The following is a 14500-nucleotide window of genomic DNA, read 5'->3' as shown; positions in this document are numbered from 1 at the left end:
GATTTATACCCAAAAGAAATTTAGAACTTAATTATAAACAGCAATTTTCCCATATGGGCCATTTACAATATTTATATTTGTATCAAAAATATTTGTTAATTTACTACCATCCATAACCTCGTCTACAGACCCTTCTAGGACTAATTTTCCATTTTTCATAGCAAATATCCTATCTGAATATTGGGCTGCTACATTTATGTCATGGATTACCAATACAAATGTTTTTTTCAAAGTATCACAAGCACGTCTTAGGTGTTTCATCATTGAAACTGACCTTGCCACATCCAAATTATTTAAAGGCTCATCTAGCAAAACATATTCTGTTTCTTGGGCTAGAACCATAGCAACATAGGCCCTTTGCCTTTGTCCCCCAGACAATTCATCCAAATACCTATCTTCAAGTTCTCTAAGTTCAAAAAAATCTATATATTTTTCAATTATTCTGACATCTTCATCAGTAAATCTTCCTTGACTATAAGGAAATCTCCCAAATCCTACCAATTGTTTCACTGTTAATTTGCTGATAAAATTATTTTCTTGTTTTAAAATAGAAATCGTCTTAGCCATTTGGTTTGGATTTGTATGATCAATATCTAGTCCACCCACATTTATTTTCCCCGAATCTTTTGGCAAAAGTCTACCAATCATCATTAGCAAGGTAGACTTACCAGCTCCATTTGGTCCGATTATTGAGTTTATACCACAATTTTTTATATCAAGACTAACAGGACCTATACTAACATCATCGCTATATTTTTTTTCTACATTATCTAAGCTTATCATAATTTTTCTTCCCTAAATATTAAAATAAGGAATGAAATCCCTCCTATTAATTCAATCAAGACTGAAACTACTCCGTTTGCGTTAAATATGTGATTCATAATAAAGTATGAACCGGCCAAAATATCAAAGGCTAGCACTATTGCCATAATTAGTAAATATTTGTGGTCATAAGTTTTTGCTAACTCATAAGTCAGTGTAGCCACCAAAAATCCATAAAAGGTCATCGGTCCAACAAGGGCTGTTGAAATACTAATTAAAATTGCAACTGCTATTAATGATAGAAAAGTTGCTTTTTTGTGATTTAGACCTAAATTTGTTGCTACATCCTTGCCAAGACTTAGGACATTTAACTTTCTCACATTTAAAAACACTCCCAATATCACAAAAAATATTATTCCAATGGCTAAGGGGAAATATTCTGCATCAGAATTATTAACAGAAGCAAAAAGTTTTGCCTGCAAAATATCAAATTCTGATGGGGAAAGGAGCCTACGCATAAATGCTGCTATTGATCTCAGACCTTGGCCTAAAATAACTCCTATTAAAAGCATTAACTCTATATTTCCATTTCTTTTTGTAAAAATCCCCATAAAAAGCAGTAGACATAGGCCAACCATAAGGATGATTTGAAATATAAAATATCCCTTGCCTCCTATGGCCAAAAAACCAGTTATTCCTAAAAAATACATAATAGCTGTATTTATTGTCGAATAAATTGCCTCGAAACCTAAAATTGATGGAGTTATAATCCTGTTATTTGTTACACTTTGAAAAAGTATGCTTCCAATTGATTGGCAGATAGCAGCTATTGCCATGGCAATTATTGCAATTTGCCTACGTCTTACAATTGGCAAAAAAGATGGAGAATCAATAGGGACTGGGTTTTTATAAACAAGGAGTCCATATATTGTTAAAACAGCTAGCAAAGATAAAATTACCAGACTTATAATATATGATTTTTTTTCCTTTTCTGATCTAAAACTACTTATATAAGAAGATTTACTTTTCATATCTTAAATCTCCTCATATTTAGTAAAATAATTATAAATATAATTGAACCTGCGCTTCCTAAAATAAGTGATACTGGTAGTTCAAATGGTGCAATAATTGTTCTTGAAATAATATCTGCTGCTAGCATCACCATCATTGATACTAAACAAACCCAAGGAATATTTTCCCTTAGGTTGTCTCCCCTATATAGGGAAACAATATTTGGTACTATTAGCCCTAAAAATGGAATATTTCCAATTACTGCAGAAACTATCCCACAAGCTAAGGCAACTAAAATATTTGCCCTTAATATAATCTGATTATAATTAAGACCAAGATTTGTTGATATATCTTCTCCAAGTCCTGCAATTGTTAGCTTATCAGCATACATATAAATAGCTATTGTAATAATTATTATAAAAAATAAATATTCATAGCGTCCTCGTTGGACCGGGGCAAATGATCCTTGAAACCATACTTCAATTACCTGAGTCATATTGAATTCTAAGCCAATAAAGGTTGAAATTGCAGAAACAACTGCCCCTAGCATAATACCAACAATTGGCACAAATAGGGATGATTTTAATTTTATATTTCTAAGTAAATAAAAGAAAACCATAGATCCAATAAAGGAAGCTATGATTGCCCCTGTCATTCTTTGAAGCAGGCTAGGCTTTGGAATTAGAATATAAACTAAAACAAGGCCAAGTCCCGCCCATTCAATAGTTCCTGTTGTGGTTGGTTCTACTAATTTATTTTGAGATATTAGCTGCATGACAATACCCGATAGGCTCATGGCTACTGCTGAAAGCATTAGGGCTAAGGTTCTTGGAATTCTTGTTATAAATACCATTTCAAAAGAATTCCCCTCTTTAAAAATGTCATAAGCTCCTGTAAAAACAGAAGCTATAGCTAGAATTATTACTATCCCTAGAGCAATTGTAAAGGGTTTTGAAAATATTATTCTTTTTGTATTTTCCATCTTATTTGCTAAACAACTCTGCTAAACCATCAAATATCTTTGTATAAGTAATAATTGATTCGTTGGTGTAGGTATCATTTGGAGCGTAATAAATTTTATTGTTTTTAATGGACTCAAGATCTTTTAAGGCTTCTGATCCTTCTATTACTTCCATAGCAGGTTTAGAATTTTCTTCGCTTCTTACTGCTGCATCACGATCTAAGACCATTAAGTAGTCTGGTTTTGATTCTGCAATTGCTTCTACAGAAATGTCATCACCCTTGTGGTCTGACGAATCATTTTTCACCTCTAGAGCTGGTTCAAGTTCTAGTATTTCATATACAGGCCCCCATACTCTTCCATATTTTGGCGCTGAATACCCGATTTCTCCACCAGAAACTACAATTCCCATTACACTGCCACCCTTATAAGCAGCTTTTGCTTTTTCAATTGATTCTTCAAGATTTGCTATTAGCTCATTTGCTTTTTCTTCTTTGTCAAAGATTTCTCCTAAAATCATTGTAGAATTTATAAAGCCTTCTATAAGATTGTTTCCGGGAGATTTTGCATCTTCTGAGACATCTGTGTCTAAATCAATTACAGAAGCATTTGGTACAATAGCCTTAATATCCTCATAATAATCAGCAAATCTTTGGCCGATTATTACAAGATCTGGATCAGTTGCTGCTAGTAACTCTAGATTTGGTTCTCTGTGGTTACCAATGTTTTCTACACTTTCATCTTTCAAATAGGAAGATGTTTCTGGCATAACATCTTTTGGTGCAGCTACCAGTTCAACTCCCATGGCTTCTAAAACTTCAAAGTTTCTGCTATCAAGGGCAACTACTTTTTTAGGATTGCGGGCAACTTCGACTTCACCATGGGCATCTGTGATTGTAAGAGTATCTGCTTTTTCCTTGCTTGATTCAGTATCTTTAGAAGTTTCATCAAGATTTGCATTTTCTTTTTCAAGATCTTGACTTACTTCAGTTTTATTTGCAGGACTATCTGCAATATTATTTTCTGTTTCTATATTGTTTGCACAAGCTGTGAGGGCCAATGCAAGTATTGCTATTGACATAATTTTTGTATTTTTCATAAAATACTCCTTAAACATATTATTAATGATACTGATTATCATTAGCAAAAGTATAACATACCTTAGTAAACTAGTCAACATTAAGGATTAATAGATTTTGTTAGAAAATCAACCTATATAGCTATCCAATTAAATCAATCAATTTATGTAATTTCAACAAAAAACTTCCTAAGTCTCTAGGAGATTTAGGAAGTCTACATTTTCTATTAATATAATTTTGCCCCTGCTGGGATATTGTTACTTACCATTAGGACATTTAGTTTTTCTTCACCATTTTGTTCATAAACTGCTGATAAGATCATACCTTGTGATTCCTCACCCATCATTGCTCTTGGTGGTAGGTTAACTATGGCTACTAAATTTTTGCCGATTAACTCTTCTGCTGTGTAATGTTTTTTGATACCAGACAGGATTATTCTTGGTGTATCTGTACCGTCATCTAAGGTAAATTTAAGTAATTTATTTGATTTTGGTACTTCTTCACAGTCTGTTACTTTTACCACTCTAAAGTCTGATTTTGAAAATGTTTCAAAGTCTATATCATCATAAAATTCTTCAGTTTCCACACCAGTAAAGTCTACAACTTCATTTGTTTGTTCAACTGTTTTTGTAGGTGCTATTTCAATATTTTCCACAGCATTTTTACCAGTAGGTTTCATTGTTGGGAAAATCCCCTCTACCTTAGATAATTGTCTAAACCTCTATAAAAGTCTATTTTATGGTACTTCTCCATTTACGACAATTTGCTAACTCTCTATAAGTGCCTATAGATTTCTAGCAAATTGTCGTAAATTTGTCGTAAGCTGTCGTAAATTCTAAAATATAAATTTCATCGCTTTTTCAAATTCTCCCATCTGTTCTATTTGGTTATTTTATTTTTCTTAATTTTCTCTCATTAGTTTTAGTGTTTCTTTAAATTCTTTTGTCTTTATTGCTTCTTCTAGTAGGATTTTTATTTCTTCATCTGTTAGTTCTTCTGCATTTTCTATAAGGCTTTCTAAGATTGCTCCTCTTGTTATGAGCCTATGTGTTCTTTCTTTTCTTCTTTTTTCTATGTCTTGTTTTAATATCTTTTTTTCTTGATTTTTTAGTTGCCTTAATCTTTCTTCTGTATCGTCAATTTTATTTTTTATTTCTTTTGATTCTTTTCTGATTTGTTCTAATTTTTTCATGCAAAACTCCTTTCTTGTAATAAAAAAAGACGATAGAGTTTTTAATTTCTATCGCCTAACATCTATCTGAATTAATTTTTTTCATTCAAAAAAATAGTTTCTGTTTACTTGTGATAGTCTTCTATTTTATCCTCATATTTTTTTATAAGTTTTCGTGAATAAACTTTTTTGTTTTTTGAATCTCTGACTTCTTTCCAAAGAATTGCAGCTACTTGTATTTTATTAGAGTAGTTACAGCTATTTTCGTCTGCACAAAAATCCTTTAAAAATTGATTCCATTGACAAACAGAATTATCATACTTAGCATAATCTGATTTTCCATAATAAACTTTGAGCATATCTTGAATTGTAAAACTCAAATCATTTTGTCTTTTTACTTTTCTCCAAGCCGTTGCCATATCTGCAGTAAATTTAAAAGGCAAAACACCTGTTACAACAGAAAAATATTCTCTGAATTTTGAATTAAAGGAAAATCCACACTCAAGTAAAGGCATATCTAAAGTAATATAATCAACTTGTTTCTTTATGTTTTTTATTGATGACTTTTTAATCACATCCCCCTTAAAGTACTGCTCAATAATATAAGTAAGTTCTTGTTTTGTACCTCTATATTCTAATCCTAATAACTTGCATATCTGTGAAAGTTCTTCACGATACCAATAGTATTTATTAAACTCATCAAACGATGTGATTTTATCAAACTTAAGTCTACTTTCTATCATTGTTTTATCCTTTCGAAAAGATCTAAATATATGAATAGGCTACTCCAATTTATCTATTTCATTATTTTCATAACACTTGAACATGACTTGCTTCTTCACAATTAAGTACTTCCTTCAAATCTTTAAAATACAGTTTTTGTTGGTTTCTTAAATATAGTCCTACAAAAGGTTTAAATATAAATTTTTAGAAATAATATTTTCTGTAAAATCTAATGTTGTTTTATCTCCATTCGAATAAAATTTTCCTATCCAAGTTCCTTTTATATTTGCGTTTTCAATTTCAAAAGACCAGCATTGATGTTTCGTACATTCTATAACTTTAAAATTTGTTTCTATCCAATCTTTTGTAATCTCTACAAAATTCTTATCATCAATAATTTTGATATCTTTGGTATCACTTCTCCAACCAAAATCACGAAGGTCAGTAACTTTATCCCATACTTTTTCTATTGGGCAATTTAATGTAACTTTGATATTTGCAACTGCCATAAAATCCTCCTAAGTAAACTTATTTATACTTTTCTATCTATAGAACTAATTTCTTCCATTTCCTAATCTTAGTCCTAAATGTTCCAAATGGCGCTACTGTATTTACATGAATAAATTTATATACTTCCCAAGTAGCAGTTTTGGTTGCTTCATCTGCCCATTTTCTCATATGTGGTTTAAATAATTCTTCATCTGTTAATTCATCTATCAAAAGATAAATATCTTCTATATTTTTTGTGAGTTGTTCTTTTAGTTCCTTTAACGATTTATTAGCATAGGTATCAGTGAACCACTTATATAATTCTCCAAGTTGATTCCACTTAAATTTATCAGATGGTGTTTTAACATCTATACCTTTTTTCTCATCTTCTTCCCATTTTAAGAGTAAAGTTGTCCAACCTACTTGATAGGCAATATTTTCTGCTGGTGTCCTATCAACTTCTTCTAGTCTTTTATCTTTTAGTTCTTCTGGTATATTGTCAAACTCTGAAATATATTTTTCAAAAGTTTTCTTTATCTCATTCTTTAATTCTTCCTTACTTTCATAAGACCTCATATGCCTACCTCCATGGTTTATATATAGATATTATACCAAAAATATCTTTATCCTAAGCTTAATTCATAATCTTGTAATTAAACTGTTTCTGTTTATTTTTATTTTATCTCTGTTTTTCAAAAACTCTTCCACATCAAATAAATTCTTCTTATCATAGTCTTCCAATAACTTATAATTCTTATGTTTTGTAATATCGAATTTATCAGACAAGAAAGGTCTTACTCCTCTTAGCTGGTATATACACTTACCACCATCCATTACAGTTATTTCATCTTGGCTCATAAGTTCCTTGCTAGTTTTTTGATAATTTAGACCAAAAGATTTTTGATTTGATCTTGTTTCTGATGTGTTATATAGGTCTAAAGTAGAAATTACGTTTAATACCGTAGTATCTTGCTTAATATAAAAATTAAACTGGGATTTATAACAAACCCCAGTTTAATAATTAGCGTGTTCTTTTAATATAATTTTGATCCTGCTGGAATATTATTATCCAACATTATTAAGTTAAGTTTTTCTTCTCCGTCGTACTCACAAATTGCAGATATAATCATACCTTCTGAGTCGATTCCCATCATCTTACGTGGAGGAAGATTACAAATCGCAAGTAGTGTCTTTCCAATTAAGCTCTCTGCACTGTAATATTCCTTAATACCAGATAAAATAACTCTTTCTTTTTCAGAACCATCATCTAATGTAAATTTCAAAAGTTTTTTTGACTTTGGAACTTCTTCGCAGTTCTTAACTTTTACAACTCTAAAATCAGATTTTGAGAATGTATCAAAATCAACCATATCTTCAAATAGTGGCTCTACTTTCACCTTTGAAAAGTCGATTTCTTCTGTCGTAAGTTTGTTGTAAGTTTCGTAAGTTTCTTTTGACGAATTACTATTTTCTGCCTTTTCTAAGCCTATTGGCTTCATTGTTGGGAATAATAGGACATCACGAATTGAGTGTTGACCAGTAAGTAACATTATAACTCTGTCAATGCCTATACCAAGACCACCTGTTGGAGGAAGTCCTACTTCAAGAGCATTTACAAAATCGTGATCCATCATTTGTGCTTCATCATCACCTTTTTCACGTTTAGCAACTTGCGCTTCAAATCTTTCTCTTTGATCTGTAGCATCGTTCAATTCTGAGAATGCATTTGCTACTTCTTTTCCATTGATAAAGGCTTCAAATCTATAAGTTAATGACTTATCATCATTTTTTCTTTTAGCTAGAGGTGAGATTTCTACTGGGTAATCGATTATAAATGTAGGTTGGATTAGCTTATCTTCTACAAATTCTTCGAAGAATTCTGAAATGATTTCTCCACGTGTTTCTTTTACTTCAACACCTTTTTCTTTTGCAATTGCAACTGCATCTTCATAAGATGTGATTTGGTTAAAGTCAATACCAGTTTCATCTTTGATAGCATCAATCATTGGAATTCTAGCCCATGGTGCTTTTAGTTCTATTTCTTGGCCGTCATATTCGATAGTGGTTTTTCCTAGAACATTTTTAGCTACTGTTTCTACCATATGTTCTGTAATTTCCATCATATCTTCATAATCAGCATAGGCTTGGTATAGTTCCATTGCGGTGTACTCAGGATTGTGGGTAGCATCCATACCTTCGTTTCTAAACATTCTGCCCATTTCATAAACTTTATCGAATCCACCGACAATTAGTCTTTTTAAGTAAAGTTCGTTTGCAATTCTTAGATACATATCTATATCTAATGTGTTGTGGTGGGTTATAAATGGACGTGCTGTGGCTCCACCTGCGATTGTATTTAAAATTGGTGTTTCAACTTCGATAAATCCTCTGCCGTCTAGGAATTTTCTAATTTCAGAAATAATTTTGCTTCTTAAATAGAAAACTTCTTTTACTTCTGGATTTACAATAAGGTCTAGGTATCTTTGTCTATATCTTAAGTCTGGGTCTTTTAGTCCGTGCCATTTTTCTGGCAATATTTGTAAAGATTTTGTTAGTAGTTGAGGATTTTGTGTTTCTATAGAGATTTCACCTTGGTTTGTTTTAAAAACATTTCCCTCAATACCTACTATATCACCAATATCATATTTTTTTACTTGTTTGAATTCATCACCGATAACATTTTTACGATTTACAATTTGGATTGTTCCAGATTCATCTTGGATATCCATAAAACTCATGTTTCCGTGACCACGTTTTGCTCTAATACGACCAGCAATTCTTACAGACTTACCATCGTAATCTTCAAAATTATCTTTAATTTCACTTGCAGGTGTGCGGTCTTTAAAGTTTACAATTTCGTGTGGATCTCTACCTTCTTGCTTAAGTTCTTCAAGTTTTTCTCTTTTAATCTTAAGCATTTCATTTAAATCTTTATTGTTATCAGTCATCATTTCTCCTTATTTAATGTCTTTAATAGTAAAATACATTTTGCCATTTGGAGTAGCTACTTCTACTCTGTCATCGACTTTTTTTCCTAAAAGTGCAGCACCTACTGGTGATTCGTTTGATATAAAACCTTTTATAGGATCAGATTCTGCTGTACCAACAATTTTGTAATCCAAAGTTTCATCAAATTCTTCATCGTGTACTGTCACTGTATTTCCTACCCCAACTTCATCAGAATTTAAATCTACTTCGATAGTTTTTGCATTTCTAATCATGTCTTCGACTTTTGCTATACGACTTTCGATTTCACCTTGCTCATTTTTAGCCTCATCGTAGTCAGCATTTTCTGATAAGTCACCAAAACTTCTTGCAATTTTTATTTTTTCTGCAATTTCTGGTCTTCTTTTGGTTTTTAGGTACTCTAATTCATCTTCTAATTTTTCTAAATATTCTTTAGAAAGTATAACTTCTTTATTTTCTGCCATTTCATCCCTCTAAAACATTCTTATATTCATCTAATAAATCAAAAATTTCTTCTTTAGTTTTTAATTTATTAACTTCATCTCTAACTTTGCTTGAGTCTGGTAATCCCTTGATATACCAGCCCACATGTTTTCTCATCTGATTTACAACTAGTCTTTCATCTTTAAATTCTAGTGATAAATCGTATTGTTCTTTAACTTGGTCTATAATCTCACTCGGGGTAACCGGTGTGTAGCTACCAGTTTCTAAATATTCCTGGATATACTTAAATAAAAATGGATTGCCCATGGCTCCTCTTGCTAGCATAACACCATCGGCATTTGTCTTTTGAATAATATTTTTAAAATCATCAACAGTAAAGACATCACCATTTGCAACTACTGGTATAGAAAGAGCTTCCTTTAAATTTTTAATATCATCCCAATTTGCATTTCCGCTATAATGTTGCTCACGGGTTCTGCCGTGGAGGATGACATAATCTACTCCATTATCCTCGCAAATCTTACCAATTTCAATATAATTTTTTGAAGAATCATCAACACCTGATCGGAATTTTACATTTACTTTTTTGTTAGTAGATTTTACCAAGGTTTTTGTTATCTTATCCACAAGGTCAGGATCTTTCATCAAAGCAGATCCTTCCCCATTTTTGAAGATTTTTGGAGCAGGACAACCCATATTAAAACTTAGGTCAGTAATATTTTCAAGTGGGTTGATTTTTTCTTTTATAGCTCTTTCAATTTTTTCTGGATCACTACCAAAAATTTGGATATTTGCGTGTTCTTCTTTTTCTGATATAAAAAGAATTTCATCGGTTTGCTTGTTATCATAAACCATGGCATTAACACTGGCCATTTCAGTAAATGTTTTGTCTGCCCCATATTTTTCACAAACAATCCTGAAAGCTACATCTGTTACTCCTGCTAGGGGAGCTAGCATTATTTCCTTATTTTTTAATTCTGTCATAGATAATTTTTAGCCCATCAAGCATCAAATCAGGTTCTATATATTCAATATATTTTGATTCATGAGCAATTAGTTCTGAATATCCACCAGTTGCGATTACATTTATTTTTTCGCTAACTCCAAGATCATTTTTTAATTCTCTTTGGATTTGGTCAATTACACCATCTATTAGCGAAATATAACCATAAACAATACCTGCATTCATGCTTGCTGGAGTTGTTTTTGCAATTGCAGTTGTTGGATTTCTAAGCTCTATTTTTGGTAATTGAGCAGTCATACCAAATAATCCATCTTGGGCAATTCTTATACCCGGTGCAATTGATCCACCAAGGTATCTAGCGTCTTTTGTGATTACATCAAAAGTTATTGCTGTGCCCATATCAACAATTATTGCCGGACCACCATACTTATCAAAACTTGCAACTGCATTTACAATCCTGTCAGCTCCAACATCTTTTGGTGATTCATAATCATTTATAATTCCGGTATCGGTTTTATAGTCAATAATTATTGGTTCTTTGCCAAACATTTTGCGATTGCAAGATTGCCAAGCATACATAATATCTGGCACAACTGATGAAATTATGGTATCTTCAATACAATCTTTTTTTATCTCATGAATTGTGAACATATTAAAAAGGGTAGCTACTAATTCATCGCTGGTGCGTTTTAAATTTGTAGCCACTCTATATCTGAATTCTAATTTTTCATTATTAAAAACACCAAGCACAGTGTTGGTATTTCCAATATCTACTACTAGCAGCATCATATCTCCCCTTAGAGTTTTATAATCAAATTTAACTCTAATATGATACGATAATTTTTGTGATATTCAACTATTTACCTAGTTTATATTTTCTTATTAAATTATTGACAGTCTTAATATCTTCGCTTTTTACTTTTGTTGCTTCGTTTGTTTCTTGTCTGTCTTTTTTTACAACCATTACCAAGTCATTTTTTTCCTTATCAAATCCCCATTTTTTAAGTTCTTTATAAGTATAAAAATTAGAATTAATAAGTACTCCATTTTCTGCAATATAAAGTTTATTTTGTTGAACAAGGGCAAATACAAAGGCTAAAACAACCATAACTACTGACATATAGATTGCATTTCTATTATTTTGTTTAATACCAGCTACAAGATTAAATATTGCTGTTGCAAGTAAAAATAGAAGTAGGACCCATTCAAAAGTTGTAGAGGGTCTATCAAATTTGTGAGTTTCGCCTGCCAGTAATTTTTTATTTGTAAATGATTTATAAATTCTATAAATAAAAAATGCAATAATTGCAATATACATTATCAAAACAAAATTATCTAAATTATTTTTTCCATTAAACATAATAACTCCTTAATAAAAAATAGGCCTACTGACCTATCCTTCATAAACTGATCTTTTTAAAATGCCGATATAAGGCAAGTTTCTATACTTTTGATCATAATCAAGACCAAAACCAACAACAAATTCGTTAGGTATCTTAAATCCATACCAATCTGGTTTTATGTCTACCTCTCTTCTTTCAGGTTTATCAAGCAAGGTTACAATTCTAATATCCTTAGGATCCCTTTTCTCAAGATTATTTCTTAATTTTAAGAGTGTATGTCCAGTATCGATAATATCTTCAACCAGCAATACATTTTTATCCTTAATATCAGTATCAAGGTCTTTTAAGATCTTGACATTTCCACTAGAAATAGTTCCGCTATCATATGAAGAAACTGCCATAAATTCTAAATTTATGTCTAGTTTTATATGTTTTGCAAGTTCTGCCATAAACATTACAGATCCCTTTAAAATCGCCACCATTATTAATGTATCTTCGTCTTTATAATGTTCATTTATCTGACCTGCAAGTTTTTTAATTCTAACATTCAAACTGTCTTCATCAATCAAAACTTTTTCTATTATCTCATTTGTATCGCTAATCATCTGCTACCTCGATTTTTATAATATTATTTGTACCACTATCAAGCTTATAATCATCAGAAATCCTATAGCCTCCAACCCAAATTATATCATTTTCCGATAAAATTATTGGAATCTGGTCTCTGATATTCTTATCTATTTTCTCATCAATAAAAAAATCTTTAAGTTTTTTCCTATGATTCATACCAAATGGTTTAAATTTATCACCATTTTCCCTACTTCTAATTATAAGGGGAAAGGAAATTTTATCCAGATCAAAATATCCAATATTTTTTGATTTATTATCTGTTTTTAAAACCCTTGAAGCCTTTATTTTTTTTTCTTTAAATCTAACTTCCTCACCAAGATTTAATCTTACAATCTCTTGTTTATTACTATCTTCATTTAAAATTACTAAATCATAAGAATTGTAATTTTTTATAAATTCTAATTTACCTTTTACAATTTTTTTGCCCGTATCAAGGTCCAAAAGATTTAAAAAATCATCAATATTTTCCTTTGAAAAGTTTTTAACATTTCCTTGTAACTTATAAATTGATTTTCTTAAAATCCTTGCTTTTAAGGAATATGAAAGATTTTCAAATTCTTGCTTATCAAACTTTACAAAGGTTTTATCCTCAATAACTGCAACTACCTCGTATTTTTGGTCTATAAGTTCATCTATAATTTCCAAATCATTTTTTATTAAATCCGATAAATTATAGAAGTTTTCAATTGCATTTGGATTTAATTCTGCTATTTTAGGAAAAATCTCATTTCTTATGTAATTTCTACTATAATCATTTTCTAAATTTGTAGCATCAATGGCATAAGGAATTTTTTTTTCATTTAGATATGCTAAAATTTCTGATTTTTTAAATGATAAAATTGGTCGAATTATTTTTCCATTCTTATAATCCATTCCAGAAAGACCATCTAGGCCTGTCCCGCGAGCCATCCTAAAAAGCATGGTTTCTGCTTGATCATCCATATTATGGGCAACAGCTATTTTTGCACTTTTATTTTCTTTAGCTAAACTATAGAAAAACTCATATCTTAACCTTCTACCTGCATCTTCTGGGGATAATTTATTTTCTTTTGCAAAATCATCCATGCTGGATTTTTTGACTTTAACTTCAAGATTTAGTTTTTTCCCTGTTTCAACCACTAAGTTTTCATCAAAGATAGCTTCTTTTCTATGTAAGTGGTTAAGGTGGGCTAGGATTATTGTTAAATTATATTCATTTTTTATTTCATTTAGAAGATATATTAGAAATTGGCTATCTGGACCGCCACTAGCCCCCACTATGATGGTATCATTTTTATCTATTAAATTATATTTTTTTATATTTGATAAAAATCTGCTAGTTATCGTCATTATTTGTTTCTTGCTCTACATCATCAGTTTCATCTTCTTCTGTTTCATTTTCACCCTTTACCATACCTAGTCTTTCTTGGGCGATTTTTTCTTTAAATTGGTCTGTGTTTCTGATTTCGTAGTCACTTTCAAGACTTGTAATTTCTTCGTTTACAGAATCTAGTTTTTTCTTTGTAGAGTTTATTTCTGAGTTAAGAGTATTTATTTCTGCATTCATCATTTTATTTAAAAATATATATGCAATTGTACTAAGTATTAAAATAAATAAAACACTTAGTAAAAACCTTCTATTTTTAGCTTTTCTCTTTTTTTGATAAGATTTTGCCCTAGCCATCTATTACCTCATACATCTCTTCTGCAGTAGATTTTTTGGCACCTTCTATAAGTCCTGTAACTTTTACCTTCAACTTGCTATTTCCAAAGGCAATTTCAATTATATCACCTTCTTCTACTACTGAGCCAGCTTTTGCGGTGCTACCATTAATCAAAACTCTACCATTTTCACAAGCTTCTTTTGCTACTTGCCTACGTTTAATTATTCTTGAATTTTTTAAAAATTTATCTATTCTCATAGGTTAATTTTACTATAAGAAAGTGTTTATATCTAGGCAAAAAAATAAAAGCCCA

Annotated in this window: 17 protein-coding genes and 2 pseudogenes; all 19 read right to left on the bottom strand. The window is 30.8% G+C overall.

All coding sequences use genetic code 11. From position 1 onward, the window contains the following. Nucleotides 1-27 precede the first annotated feature (27 nt). The gene (locus OC526_RS04755; protein ID WP_262122445.1) at nucleotides 28-783 is read right to left on the bottom strand and encodes an ABC transporter ATP-binding protein; all 756 of its coding nucleotides are present in this window, start codon (nucleotides 781-783) and stop codon (nucleotides 28-30) included. Continuing rightward, nucleotides 780-1793 carry an iron chelate uptake ABC transporter family permease subunit gene (locus OC526_RS04750; RefSeq protein WP_262122444.1) on the bottom strand — a complete coding sequence of 338 codons (1014 nt, stop codon included), beginning with the start codon at nucleotides 1791-1793 and terminating at the stop codon, nucleotides 780-782. Before OC526_RS04750 ends, OC526_RS04755 begins: the two co-directional genes overlap by 4 nt. Then, the gene (locus OC526_RS04745) at nucleotides 1790-2755 is read right to left on the bottom strand and encodes an ABC transporter permease (protein ID WP_262122442.1); all 966 of its coding nucleotides are present in this window, start codon (nucleotides 2753-2755) and stop codon (nucleotides 1790-1792) included. Before OC526_RS04745 ends, OC526_RS04750 begins: the two co-directional genes overlap by 4 nt. Nucleotide 2756: 1 nt before the next feature. Beyond that, nucleotides 2757-3833 (bottom strand): siderophore ABC transporter substrate-binding protein, encoded by a 1077-nt coding sequence (locus tag OC526_RS04740; RefSeq protein WP_262122441.1) that lies wholly within the window; start codon nucleotides 3831-3833, stop codon nucleotides 2757-2759. Nucleotides 3834-4039: 206 nt separating this feature from the next. After that, nucleotides 4040-4504: pseudogene (gene metG / locus OC526_RS04735) on the bottom strand (methionine--tRNA ligase subunit beta); the annotation flags it as partial. 210 nt (nucleotides 4505-4714) lie between these two features. After that, complete coding sequence (locus tag OC526_RS04730) at nucleotides 4715-5005, bottom strand: DUF3847 domain-containing protein (RefSeq protein ID WP_005398222.1); 291 nt, start codon at nucleotides 5003-5005, stop codon at nucleotides 4715-4717. Between the two features lie 104 nt (nucleotides 5006-5109). Further along, nucleotides 5110-5727, bottom strand: coding sequence for an SAP domain-containing protein (locus OC526_RS04725; RefSeq protein WP_011284915.1), 618 nt, complete (start codon nucleotides 5725-5727; stop codon nucleotides 5110-5112). Nucleotides 5728-5886: 159 nt separating this feature from the next. Beyond that, the gene (locus OC526_RS04720; protein ID WP_262122440.1) at nucleotides 5887-6216 is read right to left on the bottom strand and encodes a polyketide cyclase; all 330 of its coding nucleotides are present in this window, start codon (nucleotides 6214-6216) and stop codon (nucleotides 5887-5889) included. A 37-nt stretch (nucleotides 6217-6253) separates the two neighbouring features. Continuing rightward, nucleotides 6254-6772, bottom strand: a complete 519-nt coding sequence (locus tag OC526_RS04715) for a ClbS/DfsB family four-helix bundle protein (protein WP_006308940.1) — start codon at nucleotides 6770-6772, stop codon at nucleotides 6254-6256. A 63-nt stretch (nucleotides 6773-6835) separates the two neighbouring features. Then, nucleotides 6836-7138 (bottom strand): annotated as a pseudogene (locus OC526_RS04710) (type IV secretory system conjugative DNA transfer family protein); the annotation flags it as partial. Nucleotides 7139-7230: 92 nt separating this feature from the next. Continuing rightward, entirely contained in the window at nucleotides 7231-9144 is a 1914-nt protein-coding gene (gene lysS, locus OC526_RS04705; RefSeq protein ID WP_262122438.1) for a lysine--tRNA ligase, read from the bottom strand. A 9-nt stretch (nucleotides 9145-9153) separates the two neighbouring features. Further along, nucleotides 9154-9627 carry a transcription elongation factor GreA gene (greA, locus tag OC526_RS04700; protein ID WP_262122437.1) on the bottom strand — a complete coding sequence of 158 codons (474 nt, stop codon included), beginning with the start codon at nucleotides 9625-9627 and terminating at the stop codon, nucleotides 9154-9156. 1 nt (nucleotide 9628) lies between these two features. Next, nucleotides 9629-10591 carry a tRNA dihydrouridine synthase DusB gene (dusB, locus tag OC526_RS04695; RefSeq protein WP_262122436.1) on the bottom strand — a complete coding sequence of 321 codons (963 nt, stop codon included), beginning with the start codon at nucleotides 10589-10591 and terminating at the stop codon, nucleotides 9629-9631. Next, nucleotides 10572-11357 carry a type III pantothenate kinase gene (locus tag OC526_RS04690; protein ID WP_262122435.1) on the bottom strand — a complete coding sequence of 262 codons (786 nt, stop codon included), beginning with the start codon at nucleotides 11355-11357 and terminating at the stop codon, nucleotides 10572-10574. The genes dusB and OC526_RS04690 overlap by 20 nt, the downstream gene beginning before the upstream one ends. A gap of 70 nt (nucleotides 11358-11427) precedes the next feature. Then, nucleotides 11428-11931, bottom strand: coding sequence for a DUF986 family protein (locus tag OC526_RS04685; RefSeq protein WP_262122434.1), 504 nt, complete (start codon nucleotides 11929-11931; stop codon nucleotides 11428-11430). 33 nt (nucleotides 11932-11964) lie between these two features. Beyond that, complete coding sequence (gene hpt / locus OC526_RS04680; RefSeq protein ID WP_262122433.1) at nucleotides 11965-12519, bottom strand: hypoxanthine phosphoribosyltransferase; 555 nt, start codon at nucleotides 12517-12519, stop codon at nucleotides 11965-11967. Continuing rightward, nucleotides 12512-13873 (bottom strand): tRNA lysidine(34) synthetase TilS, encoded by a 1362-nt coding sequence (gene tilS / locus OC526_RS04675; protein WP_262122432.1) that lies wholly within the window; start codon nucleotides 13871-13873, stop codon nucleotides 12512-12514. The genes hpt and tilS overlap by 8 nt, the downstream gene beginning before the upstream one ends. After that, entirely contained in the window at nucleotides 13860-14207 is a 348-nt protein-coding gene (locus tag OC526_RS04670; protein WP_262122431.1) for an FtsB family cell division protein, read from the bottom strand. The genes tilS and OC526_RS04670 overlap by 14 nt, the downstream gene beginning before the upstream one ends. Further along, nucleotides 14200-14445 carry an RNA-binding S4 domain-containing protein gene (locus OC526_RS04665; RefSeq protein WP_262122430.1) on the bottom strand — a complete coding sequence of 82 codons (246 nt, stop codon included), beginning with the start codon at nucleotides 14443-14445 and terminating at the stop codon, nucleotides 14200-14202. The genes OC526_RS04670 and OC526_RS04665 overlap by 8 nt, the downstream gene beginning before the upstream one ends. Between the last annotated feature and the right edge of the window lie 55 nt (nucleotides 14446-14500).

Origin of the sequence: Anaerococcus sp. Marseille-Q5996, assembly GCF_946893725.1 — a bacterium.
In the GTDB taxonomy this organism is placed as follows: Bacteria; Bacillota; Clostridia; order Tissierellales; family Peptoniphilaceae; genus Anaerococcus; species Anaerococcus martiniensis.
This window is presented reverse-complemented; position numbering and strand designations above follow the sequence as displayed.

Coding starts and splice junctions, on each gene's coding strand:
- OC526_RS04755 (WP_262122445.1), bottom strand. CDS start 783: ATGATAAGCTTAGATAATGTAGAAAAAAAATATAGCGATGATGTTAGT.
- OC526_RS04750 (WP_262122444.1), bottom strand. CDS start 1,793: ATGAAAAGTAAATCTTCTTATATAAGTAGTTTTAGATCAGAAAAGGAA.
- OC526_RS04745 (WP_262122442.1), bottom strand. CDS start 2,755: ATGGAAAATACAAAAAGAATAATATTTTCAAAACCCTTTACAATTGCT.
- OC526_RS04740 (WP_262122441.1), bottom strand. CDS start 3,833: ATGAAAAATACAAAAATTATGTCAATAGCAATACTTGCATTGGCCCTC.
- OC526_RS04730 (WP_005398222.1), bottom strand. CDS start 5,005: ATGAAAAAATTAGAACAAATCAGAAAAGAATCAAAAGAAATAAAAAAT.
- OC526_RS04725 (WP_011284915.1), bottom strand. CDS start 5,727: ATGATAGAAAGTAGACTTAAGTTTGATAAAATCACATCGTTTGATGAG.
- OC526_RS04720 (WP_262122440.1), bottom strand. CDS start 6,216: ATGGCAGTTGCAAATATCAAAGTTACATTAAATTGCCCAATAGAAAAA.
- OC526_RS04715 (WP_006308940.1), bottom strand. CDS start 6,772: ATGAGGTCTTATGAAAGTAAGGAAGAATTAAAGAATGAGATAAAGAAA.
- lysS (WP_262122438.1), bottom strand. CDS start 9,144: ATGACTGATAACAATAAAGATTTAAATGAAATGCTTAAGATTAAAAGA.
- greA (WP_262122437.1), bottom strand. CDS start 9,627: ATGGCAGAAAATAAAGAAGTTATACTTTCTAAAGAATATTTAGAAAAA.
- dusB (WP_262122436.1), bottom strand. CDS start 10,591: ATGACAGAATTAAAAAATAAGGAAATAATGCTAGCTCCCCTAGCAGGA.
- OC526_RS04690 (WP_262122435.1), bottom strand. CDS start 11,357: ATGCTGCTAGTAGTAGATATTGGAAATACCAACACTGTGCTTGGTGTT.
- OC526_RS04685 (WP_262122434.1), bottom strand. CDS start 11,931: ATGTTTAATGGAAAAAATAATTTAGATAATTTTGTTTTGATAATGTAT.
- hpt (WP_262122433.1), bottom strand. CDS start 12,519: ATGATTAGCGATACAAATGAGATAATAGAAAAAGTTTTGATTGATGAA.
- tilS (WP_262122432.1), bottom strand. CDS start 13,873: ATGACGATAACTAGCAGATTTTTATCAAATATAAAAAAATATAATTTA.
- OC526_RS04670 (WP_262122431.1), bottom strand. CDS start 14,207: ATGGCTAGGGCAAAATCTTATCAAAAAAAGAGAAAAGCTAAAAATAGA.
- OC526_RS04665 (WP_262122430.1), bottom strand. CDS start 14,445: ATGAGAATAGATAAATTTTTAAAAAATTCAAGAATAATTAAACGTAGG.